Origin of the sequence: Acinetobacter sp. USHLN143, from assembly GCF_037145695.1 — a bacterium.
GTDB lineage: Bacteria > Pseudomonadota > Gammaproteobacteria > Pseudomonadales > Moraxellaceae > Acinetobacter > Acinetobacter fasciculus.
In genome coordinates this window covers 25,241-44,150 of the sequence record NZ_JBBCWZ010000024.1, presented here as the reverse complement: position 1 = coordinate 44,150, position 18,910 = coordinate 25,241, and the positions used below count along the sequence as shown (strand labels likewise).

15 protein-coding genes, 1 pseudogene and 1 other annotated feature are annotated in these 18,910 nt (G+C 44.6%); of the genes and pseudogenes, 11 read left to right on the top strand and 5 right to left on the bottom strand.

Annotation, left to right across the window (positions count from 1 at the left end):
* A partial coding sequence (locus WFH18_RS08470; RefSeq protein WP_336754737.1) for a recombinase family protein occupies nt 1-357 on the bottom strand: 357 nt, incomplete at its 3' end.
* 214 nt (nt 358-571) lie between these two features.
* On the opposite strand from WFH18_RS08470, the pseudogene WFH18_RS08465 reads away from it, so the two are divergent.
* The 3 genes and pseudogenes from WFH18_RS08465 to WFH18_RS08455 all read left to right on the top strand — a co-directional run.
* A pseudogene (locus WFH18_RS08465) lies at nt 572-742 on the top strand (IS1096 element passenger TnpR family protein); the annotation flags it as partial.
* A gap of 259 nt (nt 743-1,001) precedes the next feature.
* Nucleotides 1,002-2,221 (top strand): IS3 family transposase gene (locus WFH18_RS08460; protein WP_125316793.1). Its coding sequence is split into 2 segments (ribosomal slippage): nt 1,002-1,278 and nt 1,278-2,221, totalling 1,221 coding nucleotides; the frame shifts between segments, so codons are not numbered across the junction.
* Nucleotides 1,277-1,393, top strand: a sequence feature (AL1L pseudoknot). Its footprint overlaps the gene before it by 117 nt.
* Before the next feature lie 69 nt (nt 2,222-2,290).
* Nucleotides 2,291-2,599, top strand: coding sequence for a hypothetical protein (locus WFH18_RS08455; protein ID WP_039902328.1), 309 nt, complete (start codon nt 2,291-2,293; stop codon nt 2,597-2,599).
* Between the two features lie 106 nt (nt 2,600-2,705).
* On the opposite strand, the gene WFH18_RS08450 is transcribed toward WFH18_RS08455, so the two are convergent.
* The 3 genes from WFH18_RS08450 to WFH18_RS08440 all read right to left on the bottom strand — a co-directional run bounded on the left by WFH18_RS08450 (nt 2,706) and on the right by WFH18_RS08440 (nt 7,264).
* The gene (locus WFH18_RS08450; RefSeq protein WP_004645882.1) at nt 2,706-3,989 is read right to left on the bottom strand and encodes a ribonucleotide-diphosphate reductase subunit beta; all 1,284 of its coding nucleotides are present in this window, start codon (nt 3,987-3,989) and stop codon (nt 2,706-2,708) included.
* Between the two features lie 141 nt (nt 3,990-4,130).
* Nucleotides 4,131-4,259: a hypothetical protein gene (locus WFH18_RS08445; protein WP_005106195.1), complete on the bottom strand. Its 129-nt coding sequence runs from the start codon at nt 4,257-4,259 to the stop codon at nt 4,131-4,133.
* A gap of 167 nt (nt 4,260-4,426) precedes the next feature.
* Nucleotides 4,427-7,264 (bottom strand): ribonucleoside-diphosphate reductase subunit alpha, encoded by a 2,838-nt coding sequence (locus tag WFH18_RS08440; protein WP_005265982.1) that lies wholly within the window; start codon nt 7,262-7,264, stop codon nt 4,427-4,429.
* Between the two features lie 566 nt (nt 7,265-7,830).
* Between WFH18_RS08440 and bfmR the strand changes: the two genes are divergently transcribed.
* Both bfmR and bfmS read left to right on the top strand, forming a co-directional pair.
* Nucleotides 7,831-8,547 (top strand): response regulator transcription factor BfmR, encoded by a 717-nt coding sequence (bfmR, locus tag WFH18_RS08435; RefSeq protein WP_004280782.1) that lies wholly within the window; start codon nt 7,831-7,833, stop codon nt 8,545-8,547.
* Between the two features lie 41 nt (nt 8,548-8,588).
* Nucleotides 8,589-10,262, top strand: a complete 1,674-nt coding sequence (gene bfmS, locus WFH18_RS08430) for a sensor histidine kinase BfmS (RefSeq protein WP_336754736.1) — start codon at nt 8,589-8,591, stop codon at nt 10,260-10,262.
* 66 nt (nt 10,263-10,328) lie between these two features.
* Here bfmS and WFH18_RS08425 read toward each other — a convergent pair whose 3' ends face one another.
* Complete coding sequence (locus WFH18_RS08425; RefSeq protein ID WP_005104082.1) at nt 10,329-10,685, bottom strand: hypothetical protein; 357 nt, start codon at nt 10,683-10,685, stop codon at nt 10,329-10,331.
* A 572-nt stretch (nt 10,686-11,257) separates the two neighbouring features.
* On the opposite strand from WFH18_RS08425, the gene ndhC reads away from it, so the two are divergent.
* The 6 genes from ndhC (at nt 11,258) to nuoG (ending at nt 18,910) form a co-directional block, all read left to right on the top strand.
* Nucleotides 11,258-11,803 (top strand): NADH-quinone oxidoreductase subunit A, encoded by a 546-nt coding sequence (gene ndhC / locus WFH18_RS08420; protein WP_005265979.1) that lies wholly within the window; start codon nt 11,258-11,260, stop codon nt 11,801-11,803.
* Nucleotides 11,804-11,809: 6 nt separating this feature from the next.
* The gene (locus WFH18_RS08415; RefSeq protein ID WP_005265978.1) at nt 11,810-12,490 is read left to right on the top strand and encodes a NuoB/complex I 20 kDa subunit family protein; all 681 of its coding nucleotides are present in this window, start codon (nt 11,810-11,812) and stop codon (nt 12,488-12,490) included.
* Nucleotides 12,491-12,580: 90 nt separating this feature from the next.
* Complete coding sequence (gene nuoC, locus WFH18_RS08410) at nt 12,581-14,368, top strand: NADH-quinone oxidoreductase subunit C/D (RefSeq protein ID WP_005265977.1); 1,788 nt, start codon at nt 12,581-12,583, stop codon at nt 14,366-14,368.
* Between the two features lie 14 nt (nt 14,369-14,382).
* Nucleotides 14,383-14,892, top strand: a complete 510-nt coding sequence (gene nuoE / locus WFH18_RS08405) for an NADH-quinone oxidoreductase subunit NuoE (RefSeq protein ID WP_004280775.1) — start codon at nt 14,383-14,385, stop codon at nt 14,890-14,892.
* Entirely contained in the window at nt 14,889-16,220 is a 1,332-nt protein-coding gene (gene nuoF / locus WFH18_RS08400; RefSeq protein ID WP_085064451.1) for an NADH-quinone oxidoreductase subunit NuoF, read from the top strand. Before nuoE ends, nuoF begins: the two co-directional genes overlap by 4 nt.
* Before the next feature lie 11 nt (nt 16,221-16,231).
* A complete protein-coding gene (gene nuoG, locus WFH18_RS08395) occupies nt 16,232-18,910 on the top strand; it encodes an NADH-quinone oxidoreductase subunit NuoG (RefSeq protein WP_005265975.1) in 2,679 nt (892 codons plus the stop codon).

Sequence of the window (18,910 nt, the reverse complement as noted above, 5' to 3'; positions counted from 1 at the left end):
TGAATGAGTAATGCTGTCACTGGTTTGAATCATTTGGTAGGTAGTAGGAAGATCCGCTACGACTAAACGAAGTCCCTTCTCCTGGATCCTGCGCTTCAGCTCTTGAAAATCTCGTTGGGTTAGGCGTGATAATCGGTCAATACTTTCAACTAACAAGGTGTCACCTTGATTTGCTTCTGACAGCAGCTTATTCAATTCAGGTCGGTCTAACTTCGTACCACTATAGTTTTCCACGTACACAATGGTTTCACCCAAATTCAAGTTTTGGTTTAGATCCTGAAGAATCTGCAAAGCCCTTTTTGCATCTTGATCTTTAGTTGAAGCTCGTAGATAAATACGTGTATTCATTTCTATCATTTAATATTAATTCTATTAGATTAATGATAACAACATCATTTAATTATTGCATTAAGTCTAATGATAGATATTGTATGCGATTTGGCTTGCTATCATTCAGCTATACTCTTTTGATAAAAAAAGCATGACTAAAAGCCATGCCTTGGGAATTCGTATAACGTGTATTATGTTAATTTTAGATTTACTAAAACTATTTTTTGAGAACTAGGCTGTTATGGGAACTGTAAAGCTCAAATCTTCTGATGAAGTTTTTCAATTAAAAATTAGTCTGCTAGGTAGTGATCCTGAAATCTGGAGAACTATTCAAATTTCATCGGCAGCTACTTTATCTAGGCTCCATAAGGCAATTCAATCTGCTTTTGATTGGGAAGATAGCCATTTACATTCAAACTAACAAAGCAATTGATTAAAATTGCATTGGCTGACGGTATGAAGCAAAGAGAAATTGCTAACATGTGCCGAGTCAGTCAATCTTACGTAAGTGATTGGAGCAAAGGGAATACTTTAGCTTATCAACATATTCTAAAACCTTTACTTGATAAATACGGTCATCAACTTAGAAAAGTTACTTCACAGCTTTATCAAGTCCGTAAGTGAACCGTACCGGGTTTGTCGGAGAGTCAATATTCTGAGAGACTATCCCGATGACAAAATTAAAATATACCCCTGAAATCAGAGAAAGAGCGGTTCAATTATTGATTGAATCTGAAAAAGATTATCCATCGAATTGGGCTGCGATCACCGCTATTGCTCCTAAAATCGGTTGTACTCCTGAAACACTACGTGTTTGGTATCAAAAATATTTAGATAAACAAAATCCAGTTAAAGTACAGCAGCTTTCAGACCAAGAACGTATCAAACAACTCGAACGCGAAAATAAAGAACTGCAACGCGCCAATGAGATTCTACGTAAAGCAGCCGCTTTTTTCGCCCAGGCGGAGCTCGACCGCCCACACAAATAATGGTGGATTTTATCCATAACAATAAAGATCGATATGGTGTTGAAGCGATTTGTAGAATTTTACCGATAGCAGCTTCGACCTATTATCGGGCTTTAGATCTCGTTGATAACCCAGAACATCGAGCGAAACGTGCTCTGCATGATTTACATCATGCAGAGCAAATCAAACGTATTTGGAAAGAAAGTTTAGGTCGATATGGTGTACGTAAAGTTTGGCAAAAATTGAAACGTGAAGGCTATGTTATTGCACGTTGTACAGTTGCTCGATTGATGCAAAAGCTAGATATACAAGGTGTTTGGCGTGGTAAGAACAAACAAACTACCCGCAGCCGAGATGATCAAAAACGAGCAGATGATTTAGTGAAACGGAATTTTAGTGCTGATCGACCTGACCAATTATGGGTCAGTGACTTTACGTATATTCAAACCAATTCTGGCTGGGTCTACACCGCATTTATTATTGATGTGTTCTCACGAGCAATTGTTGGATGGAAAGTATCTACACGGATGAATACAGATATGGTGCTCGATGCATTGGAGCAAGCATTGCACGATCGAGGCATGCCAAAGAATGTAATTCATCATTCAGATAGAGGTGTTCAATATCTTTCTATTCGCTATACCAATCGTTTAGAAGCAGCAAATTTACGAGCATCAGTCGGTACAACGGGTGATTCATACGATAATGCTTTGGCTGAAACGGTGAATGGCTTATACAAAACAGAGGTGATTGAATATTTAAAAGCAGATTGGCAAGGTTTAGCAGATGTACAACTTGCGACATTAAATTGGGTAGATTGGTTCAACAAAAAGCGTGTACACAGTGCACTGGGTTATGTATCGCCTTTTGAGTTTGAAGCAATGTACTATGATAAGATTAATCCGTTAGGTCAGGTGGCCTAACTTAAATAAAAAAGTCTCCGATAAACCCGGTACGGTTCAGATTTTCCAAATCCTGAAATTTGTCAAAGCATGAATCTAAGGTATCAAAATGGTGAACCTGATTTATATGATGATAAGGGATTAGCTTCAGTATTCAGAACGCTTTCCTCGACAACCAATAATCTAAAAGGTTCTGTATCCTATCTAAGAAAAGATCTTTTTGAAAACTATCTGGATGATACAAATCAAACCTTCATTTGGATATTATGGGGGGAGCGTAATCAGCAGTATGAAGGTTACTCTCAAGGGAAGGACGATATTCATCAATACTTTAAAGATGGTAACTATCTCCATAAGAGTATTTTTATTTGGGAAAATCATAAAATAGTTAAAATTTGAATAATAAAAAAATAGAGCCAAGTGGCTCTATTTTCTTTTACTCTAACGAGTGACATAAATGTGTCGCAAATGACATTCTATGTGTCGTTTTACGTCTAAAAAAACCTTACCAGCTTAACGCACCACCAGTTTGGTAATCTGTTACACGCGTCTCGAAGAAATTCTTCTCTTTACGCAAGTCCATCATCTCTGACATCCACTGGAACGGGTTGTTCACACCAGCAAATTGCTCAGGCAAGCCTAACTGCGCCAGACGACGGTTAGCAATGAACTTCAGGTATTCTTCCATCATGCCAGCATTCATGCCGAGTACACCGCGTGGCATCGTGTCACGTGCGTATTCGATTTCCAGCATCGTACCTTCAAGAATCATCTGGATGATTTCTTCCTGGAATTCAGTCGTCCATAGACCCGGATTTTCGATCTTGATCTGGTTGATCATATCGATACCGAAGTTCAGGTGCATTGACTCATCACGCAGGATGTACTGGAACTGCTCGGCAACACCATTCATCTTGTTACGACGGCCCATAGACAGGATCTGGCTGAAACCGCAGTAGAAGAAGATACCTTCAAGTACACAGTAGAACGCGATCAGGTTGCGAAGCAGAATCTGGTCGTTTTCAGGTGTACCGGTTTTGAAAGTAGGATCACTTAAAGACTGAGTATATTTCAGGCCCCATGCCGCTTTACGTGCCACTGACGGTACTTCGCGGTACATGTTGAAGACTTCGCCTTCATCCATGCCTAGCGACTCGATACAGTACTGATAAGCGTGCGTATGAATTGCTTCTTCAAACGCCTGACGCAAGATGTATTGACGGCATTCAGGGTTGGTAATGTGACGATAAATCGCCAGTACCAAGTTGTTTGCAACCAGTGAATCGGCAGTCGAGAAGAAACCGAGTGAACGCATGACGATGGTACGTTCATCTTCAGTCAAGCCATTTTCAGACTTCCACAACGCGATGTCGTGGTTCATGTTGACTTCTTGCGGCATCCAGTGGTTTGCACATCCGTCCAGATACTTCTGCCAAGCCCATTCGTATTTGAATGGAACAAGCTGGTTCAAGTCTGCACGACAGTTGATCATAGCTTTATCATCAACTTGCACACGCTGCGCACCCATTTCAAGCTCTTCCAGACCCGGTGCAACATCAAGCTGCTCTAGGGAAGCAGATGCTCTTGCCAGCGAATCGGTTGGATTTGATCCTCGGTTTTGAGTGGCTCTAAGGGGTTGTGCAGCTGCCACATCCGGCGATGCGTTGCCTGCATCAGATACCATCTGTGAATTAGTCGCTTTTTGCGGCTCGACGGGCGCAGGCTGCTGTTCAGGTGCAGCCGGTTTTTGCGAATCATCTTCGAAATCGTCCCAACTTAGGATAGACATATCAATTCTCTCTACGTTGCTTTATATCTTTTATGAGACATTCAGCTTGGCTGAGATGTCTTACTATACGCTTAATTTGTGTAAGCAAAATTAAGTTTTGTCGATGAATGCTCTAGTTTTATACAGGAGCAATAATCCCCACTACTTATTTTGCTTACGCTGCTGGCGAACTTTGAACCAGAAGTAAGCAATTGGTAAATAAAAGGTAATACCAAAGGAAATCAGCAATGCCGCAAGTCCTAACATGTAATTGTGAGTCATTGGAGGCATGGTATTTTTCCTTTTTATAATTTAATGGCAGAGGTTATGCCCCTTATGGGGCATAACTTAATTACACTATTTTAATTTTTAACATCAACACTAAAAACGCAATCGAGGAAATTAGTGCAGAAAACGCATAAATCAAGTTAGATAATTCTGCCATTTGTGAAGTTCCATTATTGGCAAGCTTCACAATCAGGGTTGTCAATTGAACATGCCATTGGCACTGGAGCCGCTTGAGCAAAACCTTCTTCCTCTGCAGGAGCTTCAGGTTTTTGCGCTTCAACGACAGGAGCTGCTGCTACAACAGGAGCCGCAACAGTTGCAGGTTTAACTGCGTTCAATGCGCCAGTGTTAATTGTAGATTTCTCAGCAGAAGTCGCACCCAATGCACGTAGGTAATAAGTGGTTTTCAGACCACGTAACCAGGCCATCTTGTAAGTGATGTCCAGTTTCTTACCGTTTGCACCAGCGATGTAAAGGTTAAGAGATTGTGCTTGGTCGATCCATTTTTGACGACGTGATGCAGCATCTACGATCCAGCGAGTTTCAACCTCAAACGCAGTCGCGAAGATGGCTTTAAGCTCTTCAGGAATACGAGAAATCTTCTGAACAGAACCTTCGAAGTGTTTCAGGTCATTGACCATCACGGCATCCCAAAGACCACGTTCTTTCAACGCACGTACCAGGTATGGGTTAATCACGGTGAATTCGCCAGACAGGTTGGATTTCACATACAAGTTCTGGAACGTTGGCTCAATTGATTGAGATACGCCACAGATGTTTGAAATCGTTGCAGTCGGTGCAATCGCCATCACGTTCGAGTTACGCATACCGTCTTTTTGAACTTTGGCACGTAAAGTATCCCAGTCCAGACGTTGAGTGCGGTCTACTTCGAACATGCGTTCTGGACGAGTTTTCGCAACCAGATCAAGCGAGTCGATTGGCAGAATACCTTGATCCCACAATGAACCCTTGAATGTTTCGTATGTACCACGTTCAACAGCCAAATCACTCGATGTTGAAATCGCGTAGTAAGAAATCACTTCCATCGATTCATCAGCAAACTCAACCGCAGCATCAGAACCATACGCCAGGTTCATTTCGTATAGTGCATCCTGGAAGCCCATGATACCCATACCCACTGGACGGTGTTTCAGGTTCGAGTTGCGCGCTTGCGGAACAGCGTAGTAGTTGATGTCGATCACGTTGTCGAGCATACGAACGGCTGTTTTAACTGTACGCGCCAGTTTTTCGCGATCAAGAACACCACCTTGAACGTGTTGTACCAGGTTGATTGAACCCAGGTTACATACTGCGATTTCTTCTTTGCTGGTGTTCAGCGTGATTTCTGTACACAGGTTAGAAGAGTGAACCACGCCTACGTGTTGCTGTGGTGAACGCAGATTACATACGTCTTTGAATGTGATCCACGGGTGACCTGTTTCAAACAGCATCGACAGCATTTTGCGCCACAAATCTTTTGCACGGATTTTCTTGTGCAACATGTTTGTTTCTTTGGCAATCGCTTCGTAGTGTGCATAACGCTCAGCGAATGCAGCACCAGTCAAATCATGCAGATCGGGCGTTTCAGAAGGCGTGAATAAAGTCCATTCTGCATCTTCGAATACACGTTGCATGAACAGGTCAGGAACCCAGTTCGCAGTGTTCATGTCATGGGTACGACGACGGTCATCACCGGTGTTCTTACGCAGTTCAAGAAATTCTTCGATGTCCAGGTGCCAGGTTTCTAAGTATGCACAAACTGCACCTTTACGCTTACCACCTTGGTTAACCGCAACAGCAGTATCGTTCGCTACTTTCAGGAACGGAACTACACCTTGCGACTTACCGTTAGTTCCTTTGATGTAGGAGTTCAAGGCACGAACTGGTGTCCAGTCGTTACCTAAACCACCTGCCCATTTAGACAGCATTGCGTTATCACGCATCGCGCCATAAATGTCATACAGATCATCATCAATGGTTGTTAAGTAGCAGCTAGACAACTGTGGACGTAACGTACCTGAGTTAAACAGGGTAGGCGTCGAAGCCATGTAATCGAAGCTAGACAATAAGTTATAGAACTCAATCGCGCGGTCTTCACGGTTTTCTTCATTGAGCGACAAGCCCATAGAAACACGCATAAAGAACAATTGCGGAAGTTCGAAACGCACACCATCTGAATGGATGAAGTAACGGTCAAATAAGGTTTGCAGACCCAGGTAAGTAAACTGGTTAGAACGTTCCGGTTGAATCGCAGCAGCCAGTTTCGCCAGGTCAAAGTTCAACAATTCTGGAGAAAGCAGCTCAAGCTCAATCCCTTTTTTCAGGTAAGTTTCGAGCGCATCGCCTTCATTGGTCTCTGTAGACAAGCCGAGGAACTTTAAACCAGTCGCTACAAGGTCATCACGCAATAAACGTGCAGTGACATAAGTATAGTTAGGCTCTTGTTCGATACGGGTACGGGTCGCCATCATCATCGTAGTTGAGATGTCCGACTCTTTTACCCCGTTGTACAAGTTTTTCACGGTCTCATCGACAATGGCCTGTACATCAATACCTTCCAGTCCTTCTGCTGCTTTATTCACCTGCGCAGTCAAGGCACTTAAATCAAGTGGCTTAAGTTTGCCTTCAGCATCGGTAACTTGCAGCGTCGGATGATGATGTGCACCCAGCTGTTTACGTGCTTCAGAACGTTGTTCACGGTAAATGACATAAGAGCGCGCAACTTTCTGTTCGCCCGTACGCATTAGCGCAAGTTCAACTTGGTCTTGAATTTCTTCAATATGAATCGTTCCGCCAGATGGTAAACGACGTTTAAAGGTATTTAATACCATTTCCGTCAGCTGTTCGATACGATCATGGATCCGGCTCGAGTCAGCGCTTTGTTGGCCTTCAACCGCCAAAAACGCTTTACCAATTGCGACAGAAATTTTTTCTGCATCAAAAGCGGCAACATCACCGGTGCGTTTAATCACCTGAAGTTGACCAGGAGTTGAAGTGATTACGCTCATTTAGCATAGCTCCATTGTCATCTATTTTTATGTTTATGGACCGTTTGAACTGGGCAAATTTTATGCCACAGTATTTGAGGAATAAACACAAGACCTAGTGGTTTTAAAATTAATTGAACACAAGATACGGGAAAATTTAGGGTAGATCAATATTGACATTTAGCTAAATATTTTTCTTAAGTTCTGCTTTAATCCTTGTAAAAATATCGCTATTTTTATTGATTTTTGTATAAGCCTTATCAGGCAAGGCATAGCATAACAAAGTCCAAAGAAAGTGCTTATAGATAACACTGTGGATAACTAAAAACTGCTGAATCAAGCAGTCATATTTTGTCCATGTGAGAGTTGTGTAAAGTGCAAATCAGATCTAAACCCCTGTTTCAAGCAGGACTGGCCAAAAAGTGCCCGATAAAATATTACAAAATGCTATTTTGATGTATCAGTTTGGTGAACGCTATCTTGTTTACAATGTAAACGTGTGTATATTGCAAGCATATTAAAAACGTATCTATTGGATTTCAAAAGGATACGCCTATAGCGTAGATCCACCAAATAAGGGGCAATACATGAGCCAAGAAGAAAAGTTACCCAAGATTTTAATTGTTGAAGATGACGAGCGTCTTGCTCGTTTAACGCAAGAATACCTCATTCGTAACGGACTTGAGGTCGGGGTAGAACCGGATGGTAATCGTGCCATTCGTCGGATTATTGCCGAGCAACCAGATATGGTGGTTCTGGATGTAATGTTGCCTGGTGCTGATGGCTTGACTATTTGTCGTGAAGTGCGTCCACATTATCATCAACCGATTTTGATGCTGACTGCACGTACCGAAGACATGGATCAGGTTCTGGGTCTGGAAATGGGTGCAGATGACTATGTTGCTAAACCGGTACAGCCACGTGTATTGCTGGCGCGTATCCGTGCATTGCTGCGTCGTACTGACAAGGTGCCTGAAGATGAAGTCGCGCAGCGTATCGAGTTTGATGATCTGGTGATCGATAATGGTGGCCGTTCAGTGACCTTAAATGGGGATCTGGTCGATTTTACCAGTGCAGAATATGACCTACTGTGGTTATTGGCTTCAAATGCCGGCCGTATTCTTTCTCGTGAAGATATTTTCGAGCGTTTACGTGGCATCGAATATGACGGACAAGACCGTTCAATCGATGTCCGTATTTCGCGTATCCGTCCAAAAATTGGTGACGATCCAGAAAACCCGAAGCGTATTAAAACAGTACGTAGTAAAGGTTATCTCTTCGTTAAAGAAACCAATGGTCTTTAAGCAGATGTAGTTTTTGCTTGAACAAACAGGATAAATTATAGGTGTTTAAGCACAGTATATTTTTGCGTATATACGCCGGACTCGTCATCCTTGTGGTATTGGTGGCGGTGTTCGGCTACCTGTTGGTACAGATTATCAACTATCAGCGTGCGCAAGAATATCGCGAATCCCTGACTGATGGTATGGCGTATATCATCAGTGAAGGGGTGGCACGCCAGCCCAATCTCCAGCAAAAAATGGACTGGGTTTCTGATGCCTCCGATTTGCTAGAATTGCCCATCCATTATGTAGAAGCCAGCAAGGTCGATATTACCCGGGCTGAAGGACGCCGTATCGCCAATCGTAAGGCTGTGGTGCGTTGGGATGCTGAATCTGATATTGCCTATATTGTGGTCGGGCTGCGTGATGACCCGAATCATTATCTTTATATTAAAGCCGACAGTATTACTGAACGGCAGATGAAAGCCTTACCTGTGTTTATTCTGGACTATCTGGTCTATTATCCAGGTCAGGAAAAAGAATATCTTGCCCGTATTCAGGATCATTTCTCCTATCCGGTTTCTATCGAAAATGTCCAGAACCTGCCTTTGGACTCCGAGCAGATCGGGCGACTGCGTCTGGATCACAGCATTATTTTATACCGTGACAGTGCCTCGATTCGTGGTACCACGATTTCAATTATTTCTCCGATTCCAGGTTCCACTTCTCAAGTATTGGTGATGGGGCCAGTGCCACTGTTCAACTGGATGCCATTCCAGTTGGCGACCGGTATTACCTTGTTAAGCCTGTTTGTATTGAGTCTCGGGGTTTATGGCCTGCTGGTGCCGATGCAGCGCAAGTTGCGTGAAGTCAGCTATGCTTTGAATAAAATGAAAACCGGTAATATGTCATTGCGTCTTCCTGTAGAGGGGAGTGACGAGATGGCAACGCTGGCATCCAGCTTTAACAACATGTCAGATCATATCCAGCGCCTGATTGAAGCGCAGCGCGAGCTGATGCGTGCCGTTTCGCATGAATTGCGTACGCCAGTAGCGCGGATTCGCTTTGGCGTAGAAATGATGGCCGATGAAGATGACTACGATTATCGCCTGCAACAGGTCGAACAGATTGATAAAGATATTGAAGCGCTGAATACCTTGATTGACGAGATCATGACCTATGCCAAACTGGAACAGGGCATGCCGTCGATTGAGTTTGAGCAGATTGATCTGTATGACGTACTGAATCAGGTGGCACAAGAAACTGAGGCGCTGAAAACCCAAAAAATCATTGAATTACATCCAATGCCTGTTGCAGTCACGGTAGAGGCGGAGCGTCGCTATCTGCATCGTGTGATTCAGAATCTGGTGGGGAATGCCATCCGTTATTGTGATCATAAAATCTTGATTAGCGGTGGTCTGGACCAAGATGGTCAGGCCTATGTTTGCGTTGAAGATGACGGGCCGGGGATTCCGGAAATAGATCGTGCCCGAATTTTTGAAGCCTTTGCCCGACTGGATGATAGTCGTACCCGTGCTTCGGGTGGTTATGGTTTAGGTTTGTCGATTGTCAGCCGGATTGCGTACTGGTTTGGTGGCACGATTCAGGTTGATCAAAGTCCGACCCTGGGTGGCGCGCGTTTTACCATGACCTGGCCAGCACAACGTTATGTCAAGAAGAGTAAGCGCAAGATGCTAGAAAAAAAGCCTGAGGAAGCAAGTGATCATTTAGCTTGATATTGTGTGAATGATTTTAGTCATAAAAAACGATGCATCGGCATCGTTTTTTTATTGGGAGAAATTTTATTCCTGAATGGTCGCATCAGGTTCAATGAGTGATTTACCCTCTTTTAAGCTTTGTAGCGCTTCAGGATTAAAGTCGATCAACAGTTTGGTATTTTTCGCATCGACGTTATAGCGCTGAATCAGTTTCTGGTCGCCTGATAAGGTTTCGACTTTATATTCGTCAGCGATATTCATAATACCATCCAGATTGATGCTGGAGGAAGCGTGATCCTCTTGAAAAAGTGCGTGGATGTCACGTAAGTCAAAAGCGGCCTGGCTTATACTGGGATTTTTCTGGATGTAATTTTCTATATGTCGAACCAGTAATTGAGCAAATAAAAAATAATTCGGCTTATGGGAAAAGCGTAGAGACATGCAAGGACTCCTTATTGTTACTTTATTAATGTCATGATGTGGTTTAGAAATAGAAATAACATATTCTGAATCAGTCCGTTGAGCATGTTGCAAAAAGACACAATTGCCAATCTAAGATTAGCAAGTGGCTGTAGGGGGTAAATCAGCAGTTAAATGTAAAAAATCACATTAAATATCAAGTTAAATCAAATAGTTTGAAAGAAAAAATAGTTGTTAAAATAAGTTTTTATCCGATTTAACTTGGATTCAATAGTGAAAAGGACTATATCTAAATGGGTGGGCGAGAAAAGCAACTTATCGATCAGCCTATTTTCTGGTAGCGCTATTTATAAAAAAATTAATAGATAATTAAAATTTAATTTAGGAAAACGATTAAAACGAATTCTGAATGATTAAAGTCAAATTAAATGCTGAAATGTCTAAAAAATCATCCCAAAGACTAAGGCTTATAAACTAGCAAGTGAAATCCAAAATCAGGTACAATTGGCGGGATTAATTTTGTGTTTGGTGTATTTGAAGGCCAATACATACATTCTTTGTTAACAAATAGGCCTGCCAGGAGTTATCCCCGCATGAGTGCTATTACTCCATACGAATGGGCAATTATTGCCTTCGTGATCGGCGTTACATTTTTATGCGTCTTTATGCTGACCGTCCCGTTACTCCTTGGGGGTAAATCATGGGGCCGTGCCAAGCAGGAGCAGTTTGAGTCAGGTGTTGTTGGTGCAGGTGGTGCTCGTATCCGCTTGTCTGCAAAATTCTATTTAGTTGCAATTTTCTTCGTGGTGTTTGATTTAGAAGCACTTTATCTATATGCATGGGCGGTTTCTGTTCGTGAAGTAGGTTGGATTGGTTTTGCAGCTGCAGCTATCTTTATTTTAGTTTTACTTGTTGGTTTGGTTTACGAATTATCCACAGGCGCACTCAATTGGGCACCTTCAGACAGACGTAAGGCCGCAGGAATTAAAGCTAAGATTGGTTCGCCAAATATGGATCTAGCAGAAATTACGCGCTTTAACTCAATTGAAGAATTGGTAATCGACCCTACAGGTCAAATCCCAGCTCAATCCTCTGGTCGTGTGAAAAGCTCACCGGCTAAATCATCTGATAAGGAGTAAGACGGGATGAAATATACATTAACCCGTGCGAATCCGGATGCTGATCAATATCCACTTCAAGAACGTATCCTTGTAGAAGATCCGTTACTAGAAGAAGAAGTGAATAAAAATGTATTCATGACTCGTTTAGAGGATGTGGTACATACAGCAGTCAACTGGGGTCGTAAAAACTCAGTTTGGCCGTTTAACTTCGGTACATCATGTTGTTATGTGGAATATGCGACGACCTTAACCGGCGTGCATGACTTGTCGCGTTTTGGTGCCGAGGTTATTCGTGCTTCACCGCGTCAGGCAGATTTAATGATTGTGGCGGGTACCTGCTTTGTAAAAATGGCACCAGTAATTCAACGTCTGTATGAACAGATGCTTGAACCGAAATGGGTCATTTCCATGGGTGCATGTGCCAACTCAGGTGGTATGTACGACATTTATTCAGTGGTACAGGGTGTGGATAAAATCATTCCTGTCGATGTGTATATTCCAGGCTGTCCACCACGTCCTGAAGCTTTGATTCAGGCATTAATGCTGTTGCAAGACCAGATTCAACTCGAGCGTCGTCCGCTTTCTGCGGTGATCGGTGATGATCTTAAGCCAGTGTATAAGCCAAAGATGATGCCGGAACGTGACCGTAAGAAAGATCAGCGTGTTGCTGTGAAGAACTTGCGCTCGATGGATGAAATTAAATAATTTAAACGACTGGTCTTTTTTGCTGCACCCGCTATGGGTGTAATTGTCGTTTAGGTTGACTGAATTTGTATTAAATAGGAAGCCAAGCCAATGGCTGAAACTGACATTGCTATGCCAGAATCAACTCCAGTTGATTCACGCCCAGCATTTGCGATCATTGAAGAACTCAAAACCAAATTTGGTGAGAACTTCTATGTGCAAACGACTTTCGAGGATTTCCCGACAGTCTGGGTTGAGCGCGCACGTGTACAAGACGTTTTAATGTTCTTGCGTACAGTGTCACGTCCTTACGTGATGTTGTTCGACCTGTCTGCGGTAGATGAGCGTCTACGTACCCACCGCGACGGTTTACCTGCGTCTGACTTCACAGTGTTCTATCACCTGTTGTCGCTCGAGCGTAATACTGACATTCGTATTAAAGTTGCTTTAGCTGAAAGTGATCTGAATCTTCCGACTGCAACCAACATCTGGCCAAATGCCAACTGGTACGAACGTGAAGCTTACGATATGTTCGGGATCAATTTCGAAGGGCATCCAATGCTCCGTCGGATCTTGTTACCGACCTATTGGGAAGGTCATCCGCTCCGTAAAGAATATTCTGCACGTGCGACCGAATATACGCCGTATTTGCAAGACAAGGCCAAGCAGGACTACGAACAGGAACATCTTCGTTTCGTACCTGAAGATTGGGGTATGAAGCGCGGTAATGCCGATGAAGACTTCATGTTCCTGAACTTGGGTCCTAACCATCCATCTGCGCACGGTGCATTCCGTGTGATCTTGCAGCTGGACGGTGAAGAAGTGAAAGACTGTGTGCCTGATATCGGCTATCACCACCGTGGTGTGGAAAAGATGGCTGAACGTCAGACCTGGCATTCATTCATTCCGTATACCGACCGTGTCGACTACTTGGGTGGTTGTGCGCAAAACATGCCTTATGTGATGGGCGTGGAGCAAATGGCTGGTATTACTGTGCCGGACCGTGCGCAATGTATCCGCGTGATGATGTCGGAACTGTTCCGAATCAATAACCACTTGCTGTTTATCGGTACTGCGATTCAGGATGCCGGCGGTATGACGCCTGTATTCTATATGTTCGCTGACCGTCAAAAAATCTATGACGCGATCGAAGCGATCACCGGTTACCGTATGCACCCGGCTTGGTTCCGTATCGGTGGTACTGCGCACGACCTGCCAAACAACTGGCAGCACCTGATTCGCGAAATCCTTGAATGGATGCCGAAACGTATGAATGAATACTACACGGCTGCTTTACGCAACTCGGTATTCATGGGTCGTACTCAAGGTGTCGCGCAATATGATGCGAAATCTGCATTGGCATGGGGTGTGACGGGTACAGGTCTGCGTGCCACAGGTATTGATTTTGATGTGCGTAAATATCGTCCGTACAGCGGTTACGAAAACTACGACTTCGAGGTTCCTTTAGAGTACGAAGGCGATGCTTATGCACGTGTCATGGTGCATTTCCGTGAAATCGAAGAATCACTGAAAATTGTCAAGCAGTGTCTAGACAACATGCCGTCTGGTGCCTATAAGGCAGACCATCCACTGGCTGTTCCACCACCAAAAGACAAGACATTACAAGATATTGAAACTTTGATTACGCACTTCCTGAGCGTATCTTGGGGTCCTGTAATGCCGGCGGGTGAAGCATCTGTGATGGCGGAAGTGGTGAAAGGTGCATCGAACTACTACTTGACTTCAGACAAGTCGACCATGAGTTACCGTACCCGTATTCGTACACCAACCTTCACGCATTTACAGCAAATGCCTTCTGTGATTAACGGCAGCTTAATGTCGGATTTAATCATTTATTTAGCGACCATTGACGTCGTAATGGCTGACGTGGATCGCTAAGGGGTAAACGCATTATGATGATTTTGACTGATAAAAAGCCACGTGTGAATGTTGAAGGAATTTTGACTGCGGACGAAATTCACGATATCGAACATCACATGGGTCATTATCCGTACCCACGTGCAGCGTGTCTGGATGCGCTGAAGTGTGTACAACGCCGTAATGGCTGGGTAGATGATGCGCAAATGAATGCCATCGCACAAATGCTGAGCATGAGTGTTGCAGACCTGGAAGGCGTTGCAACCTTCTATAACCGTATTTACCGTCAGCCGGTCGGTCGTCACGTGATTTTGTTATGTGATTCGATTGCCTGCTTCCTGATGGGTGCGGAAACTCTGGCAGAAGCATTCCAGCGTGAATTGGGCATTCAGTTTGGTCAAACGACTGCAGATGGTCGTTTTACCCTGCTGCCAATTTGCTGCCTGGGCAACTGTGACAAAGGTCCAACCTTAATGATTGATGAAGACACGCATGGTCTGGTTGAAGTGACTTCGGTGAAACAGCTGTTGGAGAAGTATGTATGAATACTGAACCAAAACCAATTTATGGCGACGGTAACCCGGAAACGCATCCATTGACTTGGCGTTTAAGCAAGCAGGCCAATGTTCGTAATGCAGATGATTACGAAGCGCTGGAAGGCTATGCAGGCTTTAAAAAAGCCCTGTCGATGCCGCCTAAAGATGTATTAGACGTGGTTAAGGCAGCGACGGTAAAAGGTCGTGGTGGTGCAGGCTTCCCGGCAGGCATCAAGTGGTCGCTTATGGCACCAAATGACAACTCAGGTCCACGTTACCTGATTTGTAATGCCGATGAGATGGAACCAGGTACGTTCAAAGACCGTCTGTTGATGGAAGACCTTCCGCATCAGTTGATCGAAGGCATGCTGATTGCAGGCTATACGCTGGAAGCAACCCATGGTTATATCTTTATCCGTGGCGAGTACATCGAAGCTGCAAAATATCTCAATGAAGCTTTAGAGCAAGTTCGTGCCAAAGGCTACCTGGGTGACAACATCCTGGGTACTGGCTGGAACTTCGAGTTGCACGTGCATACCGGTGCAGGCCGTTATATCTGTGGTGAAGAAACTGCATTGATTAACTCGCTTGAAGGTCGCCGTGCCAACCCGCGTACCAAACCGCCATTCCCGCAGGTTGCAGGTGCTTGGGGACGTCCTACCATTGTCAACAACGTAGAGACCTACAACAACTTGCCAGCAATCATGCTGCGTGGCCCTGAATGGTATATCGGCTTATCTGCGGGTAAATCGAAAGATCCAGGCACCAAAATTTATGGTGCTTCAGGCAAGGTGAAATTTCCTGGTCTTTGGGAGCTTCCATTCGGTACTACAGCGCGTGAAGTGATTGAAGATCATGCGGGTGGTATGCGTGACGGCTTGAAACTGAAAGCTTGGTTACCGGGTGGTGCATCAACTGACTTCCTGGCGGCTGAACATATCGATCTTCCGATGGATGCGGAAAGCATCATGAAAGCAGGTTCTCGTCTAGGGACTTGTTTATTGATGGTGGTTGATGAAACTCAATGTATGGTTTCAGCAACGCGTAACCTTGAAGAATTCTTTGCACGCGAATCATGTGGTTTCTGTACACCTTGCCGTGATGGCTTGCCTTGGGCTGTGAAAGCGTTAAAAGCGCTGGAAAATGGCACAGGTAAACAGGAAGATATCGATCACTTACAAGAACTGACGCGTAAGCTTTGGATCGGTAAGACTTTCTGTGCCCACGCACCGGGTGCAATGGAACCGTTAATGGGCGCACTCAAACATTTCCGTGGCGAATTTGAAGCGAAGGTAGTCAATGCCGCAGCTCAAGTTAGCTCCGTAGAACAAGCTTAAGGAATTCGACTATGGCTACAATTCATGTCGATGGCAAATCGTATGAAGTCAACGGCTCGGAAAACTTGCTACAAGCATGTTTGAGTCTTGGCATTGATATCCCATACTTTTGTTGGCATCCGTCCTTAGGTTCTGTCGGTTCTTGCCGTCAATGTGCCGTGACTCAATACGCGAATCCGGAAGATACCCGTGGTCGTTTGGTCATGTCATGTATGACGCCTGCTGCTGACAATACCTACATCTCGATTGAAGACAAAGAAGCAAAAGATTTCCGTGCTTCGATTGTTGAATTCTTGATGACCAACCACCCGCACGACTGTCCAGTCTGTGAAGAAGGTGGTCACTGTCATTTACAAGATATGACGGTGATGACGCAGCATGACCGTCGTCGCTACCGTTTCACCAAACGTACCCATTACAACCAGGAGCTAGGCTCATTCATTTCCCACGAAATGAACCGTTGTATCGCGTGTTACCGTTGTGTGCGTTATTACAAAGACTATGCAGGTGGTACGGACTTCGGCGTGTATGCCAACGCATCACGTGTCTATTTCGGCCGTCCTGAATCAGGCACTCTAGAATCTGAATTCTCGGGTAACCTGACTGAAGTATGTCCAACAGGTGTATTCACCGATAAAACCCATTCGGCACGTTATAACCGTAAGTGGGACATGCAGTATGCGCCAAGCGTATGCCAAGGCTGTTCTTCAGGTTGTAACATATCTCCGGGTGAGCGTTATGGCGAACTTCGCCGCGTAGAAAACCGTTTTAACGGTGAAGTGAACCAATACTTCCTGTGCGACAAAGGCCGTTTTGGTACGGGTTATGTCAACCGTGAAGACCGTCCGCGTCAACCACAATTCCGTAAAGGTGCAACTGTTGAAACTGTTTCAGTGGATACAGCACTTGATACGGTAATTGCAAATATCCAGGACAAAAAAGTTTTGGGTATCGGTTCACCGCGTGCATCACTTGAATCTAACTTCGCGCTTCGTGAGCTGGTTGGTCAAGAGAACTTCTCAACCGGTCTGTCTCAAAAAGAGCAAAACCTGGTTGAACTTGCAGCTTCAATCATGCAAACCGAGGGTGTTTACAACCCGAACATGCGTGAAATTGAAAGCTATGATGCAGTTCTGATCTTAGGTGAAGACTTAACGCAAACTGCGCCTCGTATGGCTTTATCTGTTCGCCAAGCTGCGAAAAATAAAGGCAAAGAGATGGCGGCAGAGCGCCGTACGCAAGAATGGTTGGCTGAACCGGTACAACGTATTGCCCAAGATGCGAAATCTCCGATTTACATCCTGGCTGCAACACAAACCCGTTTGTCTGACGTTGCTGAAGGCGAAGTGGTTGCTTCTCCAAACGATATCGCGCGTTTAGGTTTTGCAGTTGCTGCAGCAGTTGCGGGTGAAACGATTCTTGGTTTAGATGACGATGCCAAAGCATTTGCACAAACCATTGCGGACACTTTAAAAGCTGCGAAGAAACCACTGATTATCTCGGGCACAAGCTTGCAAGATCCTGCCATTATGGAAGCTGCTGCACAAGTTGCACAGAATCTGGGTAATGCAGGTCTGACCTTGACGGTTCCTGAAGTGAACTCGATGGGTATGGCGATCTTTGGTGGTCAAAGCCTAGAGCAAGCATTTGCACAAGATTACGATACTGTAATTGTGGTTGAAAATGACCTTTACCGTCGTCTTCCTGCTGCACAGGTCGATGCTGCACTTGCAGGTAAAGATGTGATCGTACTGGATCACTCTGAAACTGAAACAGTGAAAAAAGCCGACATCGTGCTTTCTGCTGCATCGTTTGCTGAAGGTGATGGTACTGTCGTTTCTCAAGAAGGCCGTGCACAACGTTTCTACCAAGTGTATGACCCAAGCTACTACAATCCTGAATTGGCGATCAAGGAGTCTTGGCGCTGGTTACACGCTCTGGAAACAGGCGTAAAAGGCAAAGCGATTTCTTGGACTTTACTGGATGATGTGATCGAGTCAGTGGCGAAAAACGTTCCTGCGCTTGAAGGCATTCTGGATGTTGCACCTGATGCGGGCTTCCGTGTTCATGGCTTGAAAGTGGCACGTGAACCACGTCGTTACTCAGGTCGTACTTCAATGCGTTCGCCATTGTCTGTACATGAGCCAAAACAGCCAACAGATATTGATTCTGCATTAACGTTCTCGATGGAAGGTTATGTCGGAGACCAGACTCCATCGCCACTGGTTCCATTTGCATGGTCTGCAGGCTGGAACTCGCCACAAGCTTGGAACAAGTTCCAGGAAACTGTAGGTGGTTCACTGAAAGGTGGTGATTCAGGCGTTCGTTTATTCGACCGTTTGGCAAAACGTCCGGCACGTACATTCGTTGCACCGGCACCTGTTCTGGTCAATGCGGAAAGCTTCCGTCTGGTACCGATGCACCACATCTTTGGTTCAGGTGAGTTCACGGTAAAAACACCAGCGATGGAAACACGTATTCCTGAAGCGGTATTTGCAGTGGGTGAGCAGGATGCAGCACGCCTGAATGTTCAAGATGGTCAGACAATCACGGTGAAAGCAGGTGAGACGTCAATCGTTCTTCCAGTTCAAGTGATTGAATATTTACCGACAGGTTATATTGGCTACCCAATCGGTCTGGCACCGATGGTATCTCTTGCAGAGCCTGTTTCAGTCGCGGTAGGAGTGTAA